Source organism: Epilithonimonas zeae (assembly GCF_023278365.1).
In the GTDB taxonomy this organism is placed as follows: domain Bacteria; phylum Bacteroidota; class Bacteroidia; order Flavobacteriales; family Weeksellaceae; genus Epilithonimonas; species Epilithonimonas zeae_A.
The window spans coordinates 3,291,256-3,310,630 of the sequence record NZ_CP075338.1 but is presented as its reverse complement, the minus strand read 5'-3'; the positions used below and the strand labels follow the sequence as shown (position 1 = coordinate 3,310,630).

Here is a 19,375-nt window from a genome sequence, read left to right as displayed (position 1 = left end):
AATTCATAAAAAAAGCGATTCAAATAAATTGAACCGCTTTTTATATTTTAGAAAAGATTCTAATTATTCAGCATCGAAATCAGCATCTGCTTCTGCAGAAACTTTTTCGCCTTCTTCTTTAGATTTTTCTTTATCTGCTTTTCTTTGAGACAAACCATCTTTGATAGAAGCTGAAACAACGCTCAACAACATATCGATAGATTTAGAAGCATCATCATTTCCTGGGATTACAAAATCCACTTTTCTAGGATCTGAGTTAGTATCTACTATACCGAAAACTGGGATACCCAATTTTTTAGCTTCTGTTACTGCGATGTGCTCTCTCATAATGTCAACTACGAAAATAGCTGAAGGAAGACGAACCATGTCAGAAATAGAACCTAAGTTTTTCTCAAGATTTGCTCTTTGACGATCAACTTGTAGTCTTTCTTTTTTAGATAAAGTTTCGAAAGTACCATCTTTCTTCATTTTATCGATAGAGTTCATTTTCTTAACTGCTTTTCTGATAGTTACAAAGTTTGTAAGCATACCACCTGGCCATCTTTCTGTGATGTAAGGCATATTAAGTTCAGCAGCGTGTTTTGCTACTACTTCTTTCGCTTGCTTTTTAGTAGCTACGAAAAGAACTTTTTTACCTGCAGAAGTTAATTTTTCCAAAGCTGTACAAGCCTCGTCCAATTTAACAGCTGTTTTATGTAAATCTACGATGTGAATACCGTTTTTCTCCATGAAAATGTATGGAGCCATATTTGGATTCCACTTACGAGTCATGTGACCGAAGTGTACGCCAGCCTCTAAAAGGTCTTTTACATTTGCTTTTGCCATGTTTTCTTGTTTTTTGTTAGTTTACTTTCCGCTTTTCTGCAATCAACTTTACTTTAGATGGGAGTAAAGTTTGGATGCTAAACGTAACGGGCAATATTTTGTTTAGATAATAGAGCCAAGAATCGAGAACCAAGAAGAAAACATAAAGTCTTGTATCTTGTATCTGATATCCTGAATCTGAAAAATTAACGTTTTGAGAATTGGAATCTCTTTCTCGCTTTTTTCTGACCTGGTTTCTTTCTCTCTACCATTCTTGCATCTCTAGTCAACAATCCGTGTGGCTTAAGAAGTAATCTGAATTCTTCATTAATTTCACACAATGCTCTAGAAACTCCTAGTCTAATAGCTTCTGCCTGACCAGTAATACCTCCTCCAAAAACATTAACAGTTAAGTCATACTGACCCAAAGTTTCTGTCAATAAAAATGGCTGATTCACTTTATAAACTAAAACATCCGTACAGAAATAAGTTTTAGCATCTTTACCGTTTATAGTGATGTTACCAGTTCCTGGCTTCACATAAACTCTTGCAACAGAAGTTTTTCTTCTTCCGATTTTGTGTACTGTAGACATATTAATTATTTGAATTCGTTAACATTGATTACTTTTGGCTGTTGAGCTTCGTGTTTGTGCTCTGTTCCTTCATATAAATAAAGGTTTTTGAATAAAGCCGAACCTAATCTGTTTTTAGGAAGCATCCCTTTTACAGATTTTTCTAATACTTTAAGAGCATCTTTTTTCTTAAGCTCCTCAGCAGTCATAGACTTCTGACCACCTGGATATCCAGTGTGCCAAATGTAAGTTTTGTCTGCCCACTTGTTTCCGGAAAGTGTAACTTTCCCAGCGTTCAAAACGATTACGTTGTCTCCACAATCTACGTGTGGCGTGTAATTCGTTTTGTGCTTACCTCTCAAAATCTTTGCAACTGTAGAAGCTAGTCTTCCCAACGGTTGCTCAGCAGCGTCTACAACAACCCATTCTTTATTTGCTGTAGCCTTGTTTGCCGATACTGTTTTGTAACTTAATGTATTCACAATTTATCGTTTACGATTAAACATAATTTTCCCTTACGGGTGTGCAAAGGTAGCAAAATTTTCCCGGATGAAAAATTTTCCCCAAAGAAATATTTTAAATTTCTAATTATTAATGAGTTATTGAAATAAATCCTGACATTGATTTTAAAAATTAATTAATACTGGACTCATTATATAATGTTGCTTTTTTATATTTTTGAAAAAATTCTATAAAATGAGCCACGGAAAACTGAGAGAAGAAAAAGACTGCTTAAACTGCGGACATATTGTTGAGGAACATTATTGTCCCCATTGCGGACAGCAGAACATAGAGACAAGGCAGCCTTTCTATTATCTTTTCACTCACTTTGTAGAGGATTTTACACATTACGACGGACAATTTTGGGGAACTCTTAAAAATCTGCTTTTCAAACCCGGTAAATTGACCAATACTTATCTGGAAGGTAAAAGACAAAAATTTGTTCCGCCGGTTAAACTTTACATTTTCATCAGTTTCATAACATTTTTCCTATTTGCTGTTTTCCCGCCTTTCGACATTAATTTTGAAGGAAAAAAGGACTCTGGAAAAGAAAAGATAATCTCACTGAACAGACTTGCAGAAACTTCGAAACAGCTTGACAGCATCAGAGCGCAAGAAAAAATGAAGGGAACGGATTCTGTCACAATTAGTAAAGTTAATACTTTACTAAAAGATTCTGCAAAATTAAGTGATATCGAAGACAGCTTTGATATGAGTAAGAAACTGGATGATAAGTTTGAATATAATGGTTATACAACCAGAAAATCATTTGACTCTGCAAAAGCAAAAAACCCATCATTCTTCGATTTCATTAATGTTCCTGTTGCTCACAAATTTTTCGAGTTAAAGGAAAAAGGTATTACAAAAGGAGAAATCCTAAAAAAACTGGGCGAGGTATCTTTTCATAATTTGCCAAAAGCCTTATTCATTTATCTTCCGATTTTTGCATTTTTCCTATGGATTTTCCACAACAAGAAAAAATGGTGGTATTTTGACCACGGCATTTTTACACTGCATTATTTCTGCTTCCTGCTACTGACAATTTTACTGTTCTCAACACTATATAAGTTAACCGATGTTTTAAATAATTCAATCAATATCTTTATATATCTGCTGATGAATGTTCTATTCTTCTACAGTATCATTTATTTTTTTATAGCCCATTATAAGGTTTATCATACGCACGGTATTATCAGTTTTATGATTGGAAGCATTTTGTTTATGTTTAATTTCTTTGCTTTTATGTTTCTGGTGATGGGTTTAGGCGTAGTCAGCTTCCTGATGATTCATTAAATATGATTTACTAAGATTTAATATAAATGAAAAACCTTTCAAGCTTTGAAAGGTTTTGTTTTGTACATTGAATTGCTGCAGCCCGACTTGAGCGGAAATCCTTTTTGTGTAGCGCAGCGGAACAAAAAGATTAGGAGCGGAAGGCGGATAAGCTGCCCAAAATATATTTAATACCTCAACGATTTACTTTCCCGGAAACTCGCTATCATATAATAAGCTACAAAGACCGTAGAAAACTTGATAATGGACGGCAAAGCAGTTTCGAAATTGAAAAATATTAAGCCAATAGCTACAAGAACAATAATCCCAATAAAGGAGATTCCCATTTTCTTTGGAAGCGGCCACTCCGGATGGTCTACAAAATAAGCTAATCCCCAACCAATTCCGAAAGCAGAAGCCACATATAGTTCTACCAAAAATTCTGCAGGTTCTCCTGTAAAACGTCTCAAGAAAAAACTAATCAAGGTTCCAACTACAAAATATATCAGCGCTTTTATCATTCTAAATAATTTTTACAAAAGTAAGGATTGTAATTTGAAAATTACTTTTGGAAAGTTTTGCTTTAATTTAATCCATGAAGTCTAACACAAAAGCACTATGAAAATATTTTCCTCTTACTGTTTTTAAGGCACGATAGAAATCAAAGATTTTCATATTGACGAAGTTAACTTTGTGCCTCAAAAACATACTATAAATCAAAAAGAAAATCTTTGTGCCATTATGATAAATTCCGCAAGATTCTAAAATCTCCTCAACAAAATTCCTTAGATTTGTTTAAATGATTTTTTTATGCGCGAGGTAAGACTAAACTCTATTCTGGATAACGATTTCTACAAGATTACAATGCAAAATGCAGTAGTGAAATTATTCACAAACGAGATTGTAAAATACGAATTCATCAACCGTGGAAAACATCAGTTTCCGGAAGGTTTTGCAGAAGAACTTAGAAAGTCTGTCAACGCAATGGCAGAACTGAAGCTGACCAAAGACGAAAAAAAATATCTGAAAGCCACTTGTCCATATCTTGCTCTACCCTACCTCGATTTCTTGGAAGGTTTTCATTACGACCCTTCTGAAGTGAAGATTGAACAAAATGGCAACGAACTAAAAGTTTCGGTGGAAGGTCTCTGGTACAGAACCATTCTTTGGGAAGTTCCGCTTCTGGCGCTCATCAGCGAACTTCATTATGAGATGAATCATATGGAGCGACAAACCAACGAAGAGGTCATTAATAAAACTGTAGAAAAAGCGGTTCATTTGACAGAATTGGGCGTTCCTTTTGCTGAATTTGGAACACGAAGAAGACATTCTTACAAAGTTCACAGATTGGTGATGGATGCCTTGATTCAGGATAAAAAATCGACTTTTACAGGAACTTCCAATGTTCATCTGGCTATGCTTTACAACGTAAAACCAATTGGTACACATGCCCACGAATGGTTTATGTTTCACGCCGCAGAATTTGGTTTCAAAACGGCCAATTCTATTGCTTTGGAAAATTGGGTTAATGTTTACCGTGGCGATTTGGGAGTTGCACTTTCCGACACATACACCACGGATGTTTTCTTCCAGCAGTTTGATAAAAAGTTTGCAAAGTTGTTTGACGGCGTACGTCACGACAGCGGCGACCCGTTTGAATTTGCTGATAAAACCATTGCGCATTATCAAAAGCACGGCATCAATCCATTATTCAAATACATTATTTTTTCTGACGGACTGAATCTTGAAAAAGTTGAAGAAATCACCAATTACTGCAGAGGTAAAATCGGAATCTCTTTTGGAATCGGAACCAATCTTACTAATGATGTTGGACTTAAACCAATGAACATCGTAATGAAACTCATCAGTGTAAAAGGAATTAATAATGAATGGATTCCGACTGTGAAACTATCTGACGAAAAAGGAAAATATACCGGCGACCCAAAAATGATAGAATTGGCGAAGGAGTTTTTGAGGATTAAATAATACATTATAATAATGTCTGTTAAATTTATTTAAAGTTCAGTGCTGTATCAAAAAAAAAATTAACTTTACAATAAGTGAAAGTTTAAAATCTGAATATCAAGAAAAAGTCAACAAAATCTTTTGGCATCAATTTTACTCTTTAAAAAACACAACTTAATTAATTTTATCCTATGAAAAAAACATTCAAAATCGCTGCTCTTGCCTTGATGGTATCGATGACAGCCGTTTCCTGCAAAAAGAAAGTTTCTGATGCAGAATTAACAACCAACGCAACTACAGCAATCACTGCTTATCCTGGAACTTCTGTGGAAGTGAAGGAAGGACAAGCGCATTTGAGCGGAGTTTTCGCAACAGAAGCTGACAAACAAGCAGCTATTGCAGCTCTTAAAAAAGTAGAGGGTGTGAAAGATGTTCACGATATGGCAACTGTAGCGCCAATGGCTGCTCCTGTGGAAGTGAATATGGTTGACGCTGCTGTTCTAGCTAAAGTAAATACTGCATTGAAAGATATCCCAGGCGTAAAAGCTGAAGATGTTGCGGGAACATTGACGTTGACAGGTTCTACAACTTCTGCTAACGCAAGAAAAGTGAAAGAGTCTGTAGATGCTCTTAAAATTGGTAAATACGATAACAAAATCACTGTAAAATAATCACAAATGAGTTTACAAGACAAATATGCAAGTGTAGTTTCAGCAGCTCAGTCTGCAGGACTATCCGACCTTTCTGTGCAGGAGCAAGACGGTGTTCTATATATCACAGGAAAAGCGTCTAGCAGCGCAGCAAAAGATACAGTTTGGAATGCTTTGGGCGCCATTGATTCTTCTTATACAGCAACAGATATTAATATCGATGTGCAAGTTTCCGGATTGGCAGCTGGTGCTTCTTTAACTGTTGCAACAGATGAGTCTAATCTTAACATCAGACAAGAACCTTCTACAGAAGCTTCTATTGTTGGAAAAGCTGCTAAAGGTGAAACAGTAACTTTGGTTGAGCAGTCTTCAGACGACTGGTGGAAAATCAAAACTGCTGACGGTGAGGAAGGTTATGCTTATGCAAGATATTTGAAAGCTTAATTTCAAAACTTAATAAAAATTAAAACCTCTGATTTTTCAGGGGTTTTTTCTATTTTTGATGCCGAAAACTATTAACATTTGATGAAAAAATTCTGGCTTATTTTCATATTCACTTTTCTGAAACTGAATGCGCAGACCTACAACGTAACAGGAAAAGTGACGGATGAAAATAATAATCCGTTGGAAAATATCACCGTTTCTTTGATGAAACAAAAGGATTCGGCGATTATCAATTACATTGGAACAAGTAAAAGCGGAAACTTCAGCATCAAAGTTCCCCCACAAAACGAAGCTTCATTTCTACAGATTTCCGGAGATAAACTCAAAACATTCTCTCGAAAATTCGAGTCCATTCATCAAAATGAAAATCTAGGAGCAATAAAACTCAGCAAAGAACTTGTAACCAATATTGAGGAAGTCAAAATCACGGTTTCGCCTGTAAAAATTAAAAAAGATACTGTTGAGTACAACGCTTCTTACCTGAAAGTAAAACCTGACTCCAAGATAGACGACTTGCTAAAAGAAATTCCAGGTGCTGAAATCGATGCGGATGGAAAAATTACGGTTAACGGAAAATCAGTAAGCAAAATCCACATCAATGGGAAACCGTTATTTGATAAAGACGGAAAAACGGAACTGGAAACAATTCCTGCCAGCATCATCAAAAAAATACAGGTTACCACTTCTAAAACCAAGGAAGAAGAACTGACGGGAAGAGCGCCAATCACGGACAGCCTCACAGTGAATTTTGAAATGGATCCTAAAAATAAAGTCGGAGTTACAAGCAACATAAGGTTAGGTTATGGTTCGGATGAACGTTATGACGGCGCCATTTTTTTTACAAAAATAAAACAGGATTCACGTCTTTCTTTAGCGGCTGGCTCCAATAATATTAATGCCGGATTATCAGGAAAAACGGGTTCCGGAGCCGGAATTTTCAGTACAACAATTGTGAATGCGACCTATTCTAACAAGTTTGACAACTTCGATTTGGAAAGATTGAATGCCAATTATTATGAACGAAACTCCGAAACTTACTCCAAATCTGCCCGAACCACCTTTCTGCCCGACTACAAATTAGATAGAAATACGGAACGTACTGGCGACAGAGATTTGCGAAGATTGGGATTCAGCACCAATTCAATTTTGAAATTGGATAAGTTCACAAACATTATTTTCAATTCCAATTTTAATAACAATACCACCGAAAGCACTTCTGATAATCAGTCTGTGACCTTGCGGGATGATGTTCTACTTAACTCCAGTTCGGGTTCTGTCAAACAAAAATCTGTCAATAATGGTTTCTCACAATCATTAGGAATTACAAGAAAATTTCAGAAAGAAAGACGAACGTTTTCTGCGTCTGTCAGCAGCAATGTGATGGATAACAGCGGCACCGATTATAATCTGACAACGACCATTTTTCATCAGTCTACCGAAGAAAATGATTACCGAAATCAGCGCTCAGTTTCTAAAAATCAAAACACAGATTTTAGCTTCAATGCAAGATACGATGAACCAGTTTCCGACTCGGCCATCGTTTCCACAGAAATTACTTACAAATCTCTGTCTCTCAGAAATGATAGAAAAGTTCACGATTTTGATACAGCAACAGGAGAATTTTCCACATACAATTCTTTACTATCCAATACAATCGATCAGGATATCAACTCGCTTTATGCCGTGGCTGGTTATGACTTGAACAAAACTAAATTCCGGTTTTTCTTCAATGCTAATCTGGAAATCAACAACAACGATTTTCATTCTTTCTTCAACAATGACAATATCGATTTTAGAAAAAACTTCATTTTCCCGAATTATAACACAAGATTCGTTTACAAATTTTCCAGTAGCAAATCCTTGGAACTATCCAACCAAAGCGATTTCACAGCACCTCAGATGACGGCGCTCAATCCTTATATAGACCTTTCCAATCCGTTGCTTACCACACAGGGGAATCCTGATTTGAAAAGCACCTGGAAAAATACGAGCTCCATTTATTTTGTGAATAGGAATCTTCCCAAGCACATGACTTACTCAACTTCGCTGAAATTTAGTTATACGGATAATAACGTTTCCGATTTTTCTTATTATGATGATACGGGAAGGCAGTTCAGAACTTTTGCCAACATTAGCGGAAACAAAACCCTGAGTTGGGATGGCCGTTTTTCAAAAACCTACAAATGGGATAAAAATGAATTCCGAATTTCGCCATCATTTCTGACAAGCTACACCCACAGAAAAGGTTTTGTGGATGGTGTCCAATACACCAACACGATTTACAATATTGCACCGAAGATGACTGTTAGGCTCAACCTGAGAGATATTCTGGACCTGACCGGCTCTGCCAATCTTAATTATAATTTCTCCAATTACACCAATTATCGGGTTGATAAAACGCGGGCGGCTCAACAGAATTACACTATCGGAATGGTGAATTACTTTTTGAAATCCAATCTTTATTTCAGCAACGATATCAATGTGACCAAGAATAATAACATTTCCGCAGGTTTCAACAGGACTTCCTATTTCTGGAATGCCAGTGTGAATTACAAATTCTACAAAAAACAAATGACACTGCGATTCAACATCAATGATGTTCTGAATCAACGTCAAAATGCCATCAGAAACATCGGCGACAATTACATCGAAGACAGAGAAGAACTTGTCCTGAAACGTTATTTTATGCTATCGCTGATGATGAATCTAAATAAGTTCGGAGGCAAGAAAAACTGATTTTATTTTTGTAAATAAAATCTATTGTGACTATTTGATTTAATCAATACAAAACCTCTTTTGTCAAAATACTTTCGATATTATCCGGATAATCCACCTCGATTAATTGGTCAGAATTAATCCATTCACGAATTTTAATTGGATCCAATTTTTCCGAATTCGCAACACCTAATCTGTCTAACGCAAAAGCATTACACTCCTGCTCATATTGATTTTCGATTGGGATGACGAATAGTTTTTTGTGCATAAACAGTGCCTCAGCCGGCGTTTCAAAACCTGCATTACATAGGATTCCTTCGCAAGATTCGAACAGTTCCAGGTATTTTCTCTCATCAATCGGGAAGATTTCTACGTTGCTGAATTTCTGATGTTGCTTGGCATATTTGGAAAAAACTTTCCACTGAACATCGATTCTTGTCAGAAAATTTGTGATGACCTCATCAGAAAAGCTTGGTAGATAAACCAAATAATGACCTTTATTTTCAGGATTCAGTTTTCTAATTTTTTGTCGGATAACCGGCTTTTTGATATGGGAGTTATAATTTTCAAAATGGAATCCGATTTTCTTTTCGCAAGGCACATAATGTTTCAGGATAAAATCTCCAAACCAATCTTTTTTCTCTGGCTTCGGTGTTTCTTTAAATGTTAAAGAAGCCTGATGGCTCAATTCTATAATAGGAAGATTCCTTAGTTTTGCTGCCCAGCCTGTCAAAGGTTCAAAATCATTGATTATTAAATCATACGCACTCAAATCCAAATCTTTAATTACTTTCGCAGCTTTGCAGAAATTATTCTCCAGCAAAGTTTTTTTGTAAGACAAACCACCTGTTTTATTGTAAAGCAAGGACACGCCTTTGAACCGGTAATCGATATCAAAATCGGACTTCAGTTGAGTCTGATGTCCACTGATTAAAGTATCTACCAATGCATGTTTCTTCAAAATCGGAATAATTTCCTGAGCTCTGGCAAGATGTCCGTTTCCTGTTCCTTGAAAGGCGTATAATATTTTCATAAGGATTTAAAAAATTAAATATTTGTGTTTTTATTTTAATCGCAAAGACGCAATTATTTTTTTAAATTTTTATACTATAAGTCGCAAAGTACGACTAGGAAATTTGCGATTTAAAAGTTAGTTTATTTCATTTTCCACCTTTGCGATTGTAAAAAATTAAACAATCTGAGTCACGATTTTCATCAGCTCTGCACTGTCTATTTCTTTCATTTCCTCCGGTTCTTCATCCATAAGAGTATGTTTTTCCTCCTCGTAAACGAAAAGTTTCCAGTCGCCATTATGATATTCCAAAGCCGAAAGATTTTCTACCCAGTCTCCAGAATTCAGATACATACATTTTCCTTTTTTACCAACTACTTCCCGGATTTGAGGCTGATGAATATGTCCGCAAATCACATAATCAAAATCATTTTCAATTGCCAATTCAGAAGCTGTCAATTCAAAATCACCGATATACTTAACAGCTTTTTTGACATTATTCTTGATTTTTTTGGAGAATGAATATTTCTCTCTGCCAATTTTCTCAAGAAACCAATTCACGAGATTATTAATCGCAATCAGCAAGTCGTAACCTTTTCCTCCTAATTTTGCAATCCATTTGGAATGCTGAACCGATGCATCAAAAACATCACCGTGAAAAATCCAGGCTTTTTTATCGCCCAGTTTCAGAACGTGTTTGTTACAAAGCTTCAGTTTTCCTAATTCGAAATCTGTGAAATTCCTAAACGCTTCATCGTGATTTCCAGTGATGTAAAAAACCTCGGATTCTTTGGTTGCAAACGATATTAACTTTTTAACCACTTTCAAATGAGACTTCGGAAAATAAGATTTCTTGAACTGCCAGATGTCGATGATATCGCCGTTCAAAATCAAAGTTTTGGGACGGATAGAGTTTAGGTATCTCAATAGCTCTTTCGCCTTGCAACCGTAAGTTCCAAGATGTACATCAGAAATAATGACGATTTCCACATCCCTTTTCATATCGTCCTTGAATTTGATTTCATTCACAATCAGATTTATACAAAGAACGAATTCTAATCTTAACTGTGCGTGAATGCTATTTTATTTTTATTGATGAGAATCGTGTGTTTTTGATTGATTGTCTTAATATTAATTTAAAATATTAGTGGTTATTCTCTCAAAAATATTAGTTTTGTTCAGTTTCAATTTATATTGAAAAAATTGTTTAATGTAATTGGAACACAAGCCCACAAAGAATTTTACAGAATAATGCTAAAGAGTTCACGAAGACACTTCGCTTAGATAAGAATTATGTTTACTCCTTTCTGAGCCTTAAAAACATTGTGATAAAAGTAAATCTCCGTGGACTTTGTGTTCAAAATATTTAAAAGTTATGAAAGGTCAGAATAAACTGTTTTTCGCGATTATTTTCGCATTGATTTTGGGTGTTGTTTTAGGAGGAATTGTCCACACAACCTATCCGGATTCTAAGGAAGAATTCGCTCAAAACATCAAATTGTTGGGAACAGTTTTTATCCGATTGATTCAGATGATCATTGCGCCTTTGGTTTTCTCAACGTTGGTAGTTGGGATTGCAAAAATGGGCGACATCAAAATGGTGGGTCGTGTCGGGACAAAAGCAATGCTTTGGTTCATATCCGCTTCCTTAGTTTCCTTATTAATCGGTTTGGTTCTAGTGAATTGGCTGGAACCAGGTCACGTGACCAAGTTACCAATCCAGGACACTTCTTCCGCTTCCGAAATCGTAAATAACAGTAAAGGTTTTACGATGGAAGATTTCGTAAAACACATCATTCCAAAGAGTTTATTCGAGGCATTTGCGACTAATGAAGTCTTGCAAATTGTGATATTCTCCGTAATGTTTGGGATTGCTTTATCCGCAATGGGCGAAGAATACACAAAACCAGTTATCAAAGGATTGGATATTATCGCTCATGCTATTTTGAAAATGGTAGGCTACATAATGTGGGTGGCACCTTTGGGCGTTTTCGGAGCGATATCTGCGGTGGTTGCAACCAATGGATTTACAATTTTCAAAGTTTATGCAATTTATCTTCGCGATTTCTTTTTTGCGCTTGGTGTTCTGTGGGTTGTACTTTTGTTAGTTGGATATATGATTCTTGGCAACCGTCTTTTCGATTTGTTGAGAAGAATAAAAGAACCTTTGTTGATTGCATTTTCCACAACCAGTTCTGAAGCGGTTTTCCCTAAGTTGGTAGAAGAATTGGAGAGATTCGGATGCAACAACAGGATTGTTTCTTTTATTTTGCCATTGGGATATTCTTTCAATCTGGACGGAAGTATGATGTATATGACGTTTGCTTCGATTTTCATTGCTCAGATTTACGGTATTGATATGCCTCTCGGGCAACAAATTATAATGCTTTTGGTCTTGATGTTAACGAGTAAAGGAATAGCAGGTGTTCCGAGAGCGAGTCTTGTCATCATTGTTGCAGCTTGCGGAATGTTTGATATTCCAGTTGAGGGGATTGCCTTGATTTTACCAATCGACCATTTCTGCGATATGGGAAGAAGTATGACGAATGTTCTTGGAAATGCTTTGGCTACTTCTGCTGTGAGTAAATGGGAAGGGCAGTTGGAGAGTTAGGATGAAAATAATAATTAATGATAATTTTAAAAACGAATTAAGATGATCATTGGTGCAAAAAATGAAATTTTCGAAGTCAATACTTCAGAATCCTATAATAAAAATATATTCATTTTCAAAAATAACCTGATAATTCCTTATATAAATCTTGAGATATTTGATATTCAATTTGTTCATCCTAAAATCAAAAGATATGATAAATTAGATTTTTCATTCCTGATTTTTAAAGACGTACTAGAAATAGCTTGGAATTATTTAGTAAATGATGAAGAAAAACAAGGACAAATAATTTTTGATAAGTTATCACTAATTAATGAATACTTGACAGAATATATTGAAGCAACAAATATATTTACAGAATATTATGGCTATAATTTTGAAATAAAGTTTAAAGAACAATATTTATTTTTTTCAGAAGAGATTAAAGTCAGGAATGGAGGATTAAATTTTTGGGTTCCAATAGCAGATTCTAGTTTACGGAAGAATATGGATGATGAAAAAGTTCAATCTTTTTTCAATAAAGAATGTATTCCTAAAGAAATTTTAGAACTAGTTGGAGTCTCAGATTCTGGTAATATATCGGAGTTAGTTGTATTATAATATTAATATGTAAACATCTGAAAATAAAGTATCGCTTAAAAAATTCGTTTACAGAAAAGCCTTGTCAAGGTTTTGAACCTTGACAAGGCTAGAAAGAAGTGGGAATCCCTTGCCCTGATGGTAGTGGAAATTCCACAGCAAGCGATGGGAAAAGCTAAGCGCGAGGAATTGTAGCGGACAGCAGGTTCCCGGCTCTTGAAAATTCAAAGTTTGATTTTCGCGAAATTAGATGTAACAAATCAAAGCTCATAGTTGTCTTTATGTCGTAAACCAATAATTAATGAAACAAGCATTCTTAATTCTATTATTCTTAAATATTTCATTTTTAGGATTTTGTCAAAAAACACAACAGACAAAAGCCATCGACAATTACCTAACCGAAGTGATGAAAACTTTTGAAATTCCTGGTATGGCGGTTGGTGTTGTCAAAAATGATAAAATTATTTTTCAAAAATATTATGGCAGAGAAAACCTAGAGTCTGAGAAGAAAGTAGATGCTAATTCTCTTTTCAGAGTTTATTCTACGACGAAACTAATTACCAATATTGCCGTTTTCCAATTGATTGAGAAAGGTCAATTGTCTTTGGAAGATAACATTTCAAAATATCTTGATAATCTTCCAAAAGAGTGGCAAGATGTGAAAATAAAAAACCTATTGTCGCATTCATCTGGCATTCCCGATTTTGAGCGTCATAATTTGCCTACAAACATTTCCAACTCTGAAGTTTTTGAACGACTATCCAAAGAAAAAATGGAGTTTGAGACGGGAAATCAATATAGTTATAATCAGACTAATTATATGATGTTAGCAATGATTATTGAAAGGATAAGTGGACAAAAATTTGAAGATTTTGTTCTGAAAAATCAGTTTTCTGATGCGAAGAACAAAATCATAATCAATTCCAATTCTCTTGAAGAAATCCCTAATCGAATCCAACTTTACAGATATAATGATTCTTTGAAACAGTTTAATAAATCTACACACGTTGGTGGTTTGAGGGCGCATCCAGCCAATGGACTAGCAATTTCGCTTCCAGATTTCTTGCAATGGAGCATTAATCTTGACACCAACAAATTCCTCACAGATCAAACAAAAAAGTTGATGTGGAAACCTTTTGATTATACCAATAAACAAGATATTTTTGCGCACGGTTGGGAAATTACCAAAACTGGAAATGTAACGTCTTATGGTTTTTCCGGCGGAAACATAAATGCTTACAGTATTTTTCCTGATAATGATTTGTCAATCATTTTTATGTCGAACGGCTACAAATACAATTCTTTTCCCCCACTTTATTTTATAGTCAATCATATTGCAGGATTGATTGATAAACAATTAGCAAATCCGTATTGGTCAAGGGAAGAATCAGTTGCTTCTGAAATTATTAATAAACCTAATATTAAAAAGGAAATTTATGGTTATAGAATTGAAAATGATAAAGTAATTTTCAATTATAATGTTCCTAAAAATTTAAATGCTGAAGCGATAACGAAAATGGCTGTTGCTGGTTCATTCAACGATTGGAATCCTGCTAATACAATGTATCAAATGATTGCCAAAGACAAGAATACTTTTGAATTGGTTTTGCCTAAATCTCTATTCGAGAAAGGAAAGACTTATGAGTTCAGATTTGTGATGAACAAAAATGGTTGGTTTACGACGCCTTACAGCGCACTCAACACGAATGGGAATCCGAATGATAATAATCTGACGTTGAGAATTGATTAATCTAAATTAAAAAAATACTTCGACTCCGCTCAGTTTGACATTTTGATATTAATAGTTCTTCTTTCACGAATGTCAGTCTGAGGCTCTCGAAGACTTTATAAATTCAAACTCCATAATAGGCTGAGATTGACTTCGTCGAACCACTTCGTTGGGTTTCTTTCAGAATGACGAAATTGCGTTTTGTAGACGAAGTTAAAATCGGTGGACTAAATCCATAGCCCTGATGGGAACGGCATCCTTTTTTGTTTTTTGATGTCAGCTTCTATCGATGACAAAATGTTCGCAAAACAAAAAAGATATAGTGGACAGCAGATTCCCGGCTCCTAAAATGAGTTGGAGAGTTTGAGAGTATGCGAGTTTTTACCTTATCATTAATTTCTCGAACACTAAAACGCTCAAACCCTGCTACTCAAAAACCCTGTTAAAAATCATCAGCATAGACAAAATCATAAATTCAATTAATTCTAAATTAATTTTAAAATCCGTAATTTTGTAGCCACTTAAAGAATAATAAATTTTATGCTGACGAAATCAAAAGTTCAGGATTTTCTGAAAGAGATAGAAGTGGATGACCTGGTAAGTAATTTCCAAGTGATGGGCGATGATGTATATATCGATATGACGTCTCACTCGCCTGCGATGCACGAGAAAAAAAAATTGGAAGTTGCTATGAAACAAGCTTTTGCTTCAGAATTCGGAGAACATATCAATTTGAAATTGAAAATCGTTTCTCCTGAATTGCCTGCAACGCCTCCAACCAATGAAATTAAAGGAAAACAAATTCCTGGAATTCAGAATATCATTGCTATTGCATCCGGAAAAGGTGGTGTTGGAAAATCCACAGTTTCTGCAAACCTGGCAGTTACGTTGGCAAAAATGGGTTTCAAAGTTGGATTATTGGATGCGGATATCTACGGACCATCTGTTCCTACAATGCTTGACACAGAAGGTCAAAAACCAATTTCTGTAGAAGTGAACGGTAGAAATCTGATGAAACCCATAGAGAATTACGGTGTGAAGATGTTATCGATTGGATATTTTTCAGGTGCTAACCAGGCTGTAGTTTGGAGAGGACCAATGGCTTCCAAAGCATTGAATCAGATGATTCGTGATGCAGATTGGGGAGAATTGGATTTCCTTTTGATTGACCTTCCTCCGGGAACTGGGGACATTCATCTTTCTATTATTCAGGAAGTGCCGGTAACAGGCGCTGTGATTGTGAGTACGCCTCAACACGTTGCATTGGCCGATGTAAGAAAGGGAATCGCAATGTTCAATATGGAAAGCATCAACATTCCGGTTTTGGGATTGATAGAAAATATGGCTTATTTCACCCCGGAAGAGCTTCCTGAGAATAAATATTATATCTTTGGAAAACAGGGCGCTCAGTTTATGGCGGAGGATTTAGGAATTCCGGTTTTGGGAGAGATTCCTTTGATTCAAAGTATCAGAGAAGCCGGAGATGTAGGAAGACCAGCTGCTTTGCAGGAAAATTCTAAAATCTCTGACATCTACACCAAAACTGCTCAAAATATGGTTGAGAGCCTTGTAGAAAGAAACACCAATTTGCCACCAACCGAAGCTGTGAAAATCACGACGATGGCTGGTTGCTCGCCTAAGAAAAAATAATAAAATGAATAATATTAATCAAATTCAAGAAGAACTGGTAACCAAAGTGATGGACGCTTTGGACAGCATCCGTCCGTTTTTGCAAAAAGATGGCGGCGATATTGAGTTAGTAGATGTGCAGGAAGACAAAGTCTATGTGAAACTACTAGGAAACTGCTCTAGCTGTGGTATCAGTGCTTCTACAATGAAACTCGGTGTGGAAAACACCATCAAACAATTTGCTCCTGAGATACAGGAGGTGATTAGCGTTTAAAAATAAAAATCCCGATTCAAAACTGAGTCGGGATTTTTTTATTCTAAGTATTTTATTACTCTACAATTTCTGCGTCGATGATTTTTGTATCAGGATTACTCTTTTGACTTTCCCAAAGTAAAAATTTGTCAACTTCTTTCATCAATAAAGGAATTGCTAAAGCTAAGATGGCCAAATCATCCAAAGCGCCAATCACAGGAACGAAATCCGGAATAATATCGATGGGAGAAATGACATAAATTAAAGCCAAAGCCGGCAAAAGGATATCTGTAAACTTCATTTTGTATTCGCCTTTGTAATACAATTTTATCATCCTGAAAACAGACGGAATCTTTTGCAAAAAACCTTTGTGTTTAATAGCTTCCTGAGCCAGTTTAAATTTTGAATATTTCATTTTTGTTTTTGTGTTTATTTTTCAACGAATCAAATTTCGCAAATTCTATTCCAATCACTTAATAGAAAATCGTAATGTTTTGTTAATTAACAATTGTTTACGTCAATTTATCCGTCAGTTTGGCAAATTGTTTCTCTGCATTTTTCCCTTCATAAAGAATGTCATAAACGGCATTAATAATCGGTAACTTTAATTTTTTCTCTTGACAAATAGCGTAAATCCCTTTTGTTGCATAATAACCTTCCGCCACCATACTCATCGACTGAATGGCAGATTTTACTGTATAACCTTTTCCAATCAGATTCCCTAAGTTTCTGTTTCTTGAGAATAATGAATAAGCTGTTACAATCAGATCTCCAAGATAAGCACTATCATTCACATCTCTTGGTTCGGGATAAATCGCTTCCAGAAAAGCTTCCATCTCACGAATGGCATTGGAAACGTAAACCGCAATGAAGTTATCTCCGTAACCCAATCCGCTCGCAATCCCAGCACCAATTGCATAGATATTCTTTAGAATTGCAGAATACTCGTTTCCGAGAATATCGCAACTTGTATTAACTTTGATATAACAGGAAGACAAAATCTCCCGCAAAACATCAGCATCCTCTTTCTGCGCCACAGCAACCGTCAAATAAGACAAACGCTCCATCGCCACCTCTTCTGCGTGACAAGGACCAGCAATCACCGCTTGATTTTTGAACCCGATTTTAAATTCGTCTTTCAAATAATGCGCAACGATATCATTATGCTTTGGAACAATCCCTTTAATAGCCGAACAGAATAATTTGTCCTGATATTCGCAAGTCAGTTTCTCCATAGCTTCTGCCAAATAAATGGATGGAACTGCCAAAATAATCACATCAGAATTAGAAACCAACTCATTGATATCTGTCGTAATTTCAAGTTTTTTCAGGTTGAAAGAAACAGTCGTCAAATAACTAGGATTGTGTCCGCGTTGCTCAATGGCACCTTTCACAAATTCGTTTCTCACGCACCAATTGACAGTTTTACAGTTTTCGGCCAGCATTTTAACGATCGCAGTAGCAAAGCTTCCGCTTCCTAAAACGCCAACGCGCACGTTATTAGATGATTTAGTCGATTTCTTACTCATTCTTTGTCGTCTTTTTCATTGCTACAAATCTAATATAATTTATGATTTTACATCAATGTAAATCCCGTTTAACAATTAATTAATAAAAATTAACTTTCATTATAACAAATCACATTCCTAAGTACGATTAACATTAGGAAAAATAAAAATTTATTATTTTTGCAATCCATTTTAAAAATCTATTAATGGTCCAATTTCTAAAATCGAAAAAGAAAAAAAATATTGTTCTTATAATATTGCTAATGATTTGTTTTATAGAAGGCTTAGTCATCGGGAAATTTTACAATGACAAAGATGATAAAGTCTATCAGGTAAACATCGTCAAAATCAATAACGAGAAAGACAGCATTGACCATCTTCAGCTGAAAACCGATTTGGCGATGGTGGACCAAAGTATCCGCAGCATCGATGGATTCCTAAAATCTAAAAATGTTTCTGACCTTCGCATAGAAAATTTGGCTAAAGACAGCCTTCAAAATGAAGTTTATCTGGCAAAAGTGAGCAACCGATACAGCCAATATTTGGTAGATTTGGAACAAAGATTACAGCAAGTTCCATTGGGAATTCCGACAGATGGCTACATCTCTTCTAATTTTGGTCAAAGAAAAAATCCAATTCCACCAAAAGCAGACCTATCGAAAGTAGAGAATCCTTCGCACATTGCAGAGGAAAAAGACAGTCTTGGCAATGTTATTAAAAGGCAAGCCATCGTAAAAGAGGATAAAAATGCATCCAGCAATGCACCTGCAGAGAAAGATCAAATGCAGTTCCACAAAGGATTGGACGTTGCAGTTGCTTACGGAAGTCCTGTAAAAGCGGCAGCGGCAGGAAAAGTAATCTTCTCTGGCGTAAGGGGCGGTTACGGAAATTGTGTAATGATAGAACACGGCAACGGTCTTGTTACTTTATACGGTCATCTTTCCGAGCTTTTGGTTGAAACTAATGACAGAGTGAAAGTCAATCAAATCATTGCAAAATCTGGAAACACAGGACGTTCGACCGGTCCGCATCTTCATTATGAAGTTCATAAAAACAATCAGCCTATCAATCCAAGGTTGTTTTTAAATTTCTAATTTACAAGGTTTTCGAGAGCTTCAGACTGACAAATAA

The 19,375-nt window shown here is 35.6% G+C and carries 19 protein-coding genes; 11 read left to right on the top strand and 8 right to left on the bottom strand.

Annotated features, from left to right (window positions below; all coding sequences use genetic code 11):
• Positions 1-63: 63 nt before the first annotated feature.
• The 3 genes from rpsB to rplM all read right to left on the bottom strand — a co-directional run bounded on the left by rpsB (position 64) and on the right by rplM (position 1,858).
• Positions 64-825, bottom strand: a complete 762-nt coding sequence (gene rpsB / locus KI430_RS15110; RefSeq protein ID WP_074236967.1) for a 30S ribosomal protein S2 — start codon at positions 823-825, stop codon at positions 64-66.
• 185 nt (positions 826-1,010) lie between these two features.
• Entirely contained in the window at positions 1,011-1,397 is a 387-nt protein-coding gene (rpsI, locus tag KI430_RS15105; RefSeq protein WP_074236968.1) for a 30S ribosomal protein S9, read from the bottom strand.
• Between the two features lie 5 nt (positions 1,398-1,402).
• Entirely contained in the window at positions 1,403-1,858 is a 456-nt protein-coding gene (gene rplM / locus KI430_RS15100) for a 50S ribosomal protein L13 (protein WP_074236969.1), read from the bottom strand.
• Positions 1,859-2,072: 214 nt separating this feature from the next.
• Here rplM and KI430_RS15095 point away from each other — a divergent pair, with 214 nt between their 5' ends.
• Complete coding sequence (locus tag KI430_RS15095; protein WP_248875757.1) at positions 2,073-3,170, top strand: DUF3667 domain-containing protein; 1,098 nt, start codon at positions 2,073-2,075, stop codon at positions 3,168-3,170.
• 167 nt (positions 3,171-3,337) lie between these two features.
• Here KI430_RS15095 and KI430_RS15090 read toward each other — a convergent pair whose 3' ends face one another.
• Entirely contained in the window at positions 3,338-3,670 is a 333-nt protein-coding gene (locus KI430_RS15090) for a hypothetical protein (protein ID WP_248875756.1), read from the bottom strand.
• A gap of 289 nt (positions 3,671-3,959) precedes the next feature.
• Between KI430_RS15090 and pncB the strand changes: the two genes are divergently transcribed.
• The 4 genes from pncB (at position 3,960) to KI430_RS15070 (ending at position 8,944) form a co-directional block, all read left to right on the top strand.
• Positions 3,960-5,135, top strand: coding sequence for a nicotinate phosphoribosyltransferase (gene pncB, locus KI430_RS15085; protein ID WP_074236972.1), 1,176 nt, complete (start codon positions 3,960-3,962; stop codon positions 5,133-5,135).
• A gap of 170 nt (positions 5,136-5,305) precedes the next feature.
• On the top strand, positions 5,306-5,785 hold the full coding sequence (locus KI430_RS15080) for a BON domain-containing protein (RefSeq protein ID WP_074236973.1): 480 nt from the start codon (positions 5,306-5,308) through the stop codon (positions 5,783-5,785).
• A gap of 6 nt (positions 5,786-5,791) precedes the next feature.
• A complete protein-coding gene (locus KI430_RS15075) occupies positions 5,792-6,208 on the top strand; it encodes an SH3 domain-containing protein (protein WP_074236974.1) in 417 nt (138 codons plus the stop codon).
• Positions 6,209-6,289: 81 nt separating this feature from the next.
• Positions 6,290-8,944 (top strand): outer membrane beta-barrel protein, encoded by a 2,655-nt coding sequence (locus tag KI430_RS15070; RefSeq protein WP_248875755.1) that lies wholly within the window; start codon positions 6,290-6,292, stop codon positions 8,942-8,944.
• 43 nt (positions 8,945-8,987) lie between these two features.
• On the opposite strand, the gene KI430_RS15065 is transcribed toward KI430_RS15070, so the two are convergent.
• Together KI430_RS15065 and KI430_RS15060 are read right to left on the bottom strand one after the other, a co-directional pair.
• Positions 8,988-9,956, bottom strand: a complete 969-nt coding sequence (locus KI430_RS15065) for a glycosyltransferase family protein (RefSeq protein ID WP_248875754.1) — start codon at positions 9,954-9,956, stop codon at positions 8,988-8,990.
• Positions 9,957-10,112: 156 nt separating this feature from the next.
• Entirely contained in the window at positions 10,113-10,937 is an 825-nt protein-coding gene (locus tag KI430_RS15060; RefSeq protein ID WP_248878328.1) for a UDP-2,3-diacylglucosamine diphosphatase, read from the bottom strand.
• Between the two features lie 373 nt (positions 10,938-11,310).
• On the opposite strand from KI430_RS15060, the gene KI430_RS15055 reads away from it, so the two are divergent.
• The 5 genes from KI430_RS15055 to KI430_RS15035 all read left to right on the top strand — a co-directional run bounded on the left by KI430_RS15055 (position 11,311) and on the right by KI430_RS15035 (position 16,757).
• Complete coding sequence (locus tag KI430_RS15055) at positions 11,311-12,546, top strand: dicarboxylate/amino acid:cation symporter (RefSeq protein ID WP_248875753.1); 1,236 nt, start codon at positions 11,311-11,313, stop codon at positions 12,544-12,546.
• A gap of 42 nt (positions 12,547-12,588) precedes the next feature.
• The gene (locus KI430_RS15050; protein ID WP_248875752.1) at positions 12,589-13,146 is read left to right on the top strand and encodes a hypothetical protein; all 558 of its coding nucleotides are present in this window, start codon (positions 12,589-12,591) and stop codon (positions 13,144-13,146) included.
• Positions 13,147-13,426: 280 nt separating this feature from the next.
• Positions 13,427-14,875 carry a serine hydrolase gene (locus KI430_RS15045; protein ID WP_248875751.1) on the top strand — a complete coding sequence of 483 codons (1,449 nt, stop codon included), beginning with the start codon at positions 13,427-13,429 and terminating at the stop codon, positions 14,873-14,875.
• Positions 14,876-15,394: 519 nt separating this feature from the next.
• Positions 15,395-16,504, top strand: a complete 1,110-nt coding sequence (locus KI430_RS15040; RefSeq protein WP_248875750.1) for an Mrp/NBP35 family ATP-binding protein — start codon at positions 15,395-15,397, stop codon at positions 16,502-16,504.
• Between the two features lie 4 nt (positions 16,505-16,508).
• Positions 16,509-16,757: a NifU family protein gene (locus KI430_RS15035; protein WP_074236980.1), complete on the top strand. Its 249-nt coding sequence runs from the start codon at positions 16,509-16,511 to the stop codon at positions 16,755-16,757.
• A 55-nt stretch (positions 16,758-16,812) separates the two neighbouring features.
• Here KI430_RS15035 and KI430_RS15030 read toward each other — a convergent pair whose 3' ends face one another.
• Together KI430_RS15030 and KI430_RS15025 are read right to left on the bottom strand one after the other, a co-directional pair.
• Positions 16,813-17,151, bottom strand: coding sequence for a YkvA family protein (locus KI430_RS15030; protein WP_248875749.1), 339 nt, complete (start codon positions 17,149-17,151; stop codon positions 16,813-16,815).
• A 97-nt stretch (positions 17,152-17,248) separates the two neighbouring features.
• Entirely contained in the window at positions 17,249-18,265 is a 1,017-nt protein-coding gene (locus KI430_RS15025) for an NAD(P)H-dependent glycerol-3-phosphate dehydrogenase (protein WP_248875748.1), read from the bottom strand.
• Between the two features lie 242 nt (positions 18,266-18,507).
• On the opposite strand from KI430_RS15025, the gene KI430_RS15020 reads away from it, so the two are divergent.
• Positions 18,508-19,338: a M23 family metallopeptidase gene (locus KI430_RS15020; protein ID WP_248875747.1), complete on the top strand. Its 831-nt coding sequence runs from the start codon at positions 18,508-18,510 to the stop codon at positions 19,336-19,338.
• Positions 19,339-19,375: the final 37 nt, after the last annotated feature.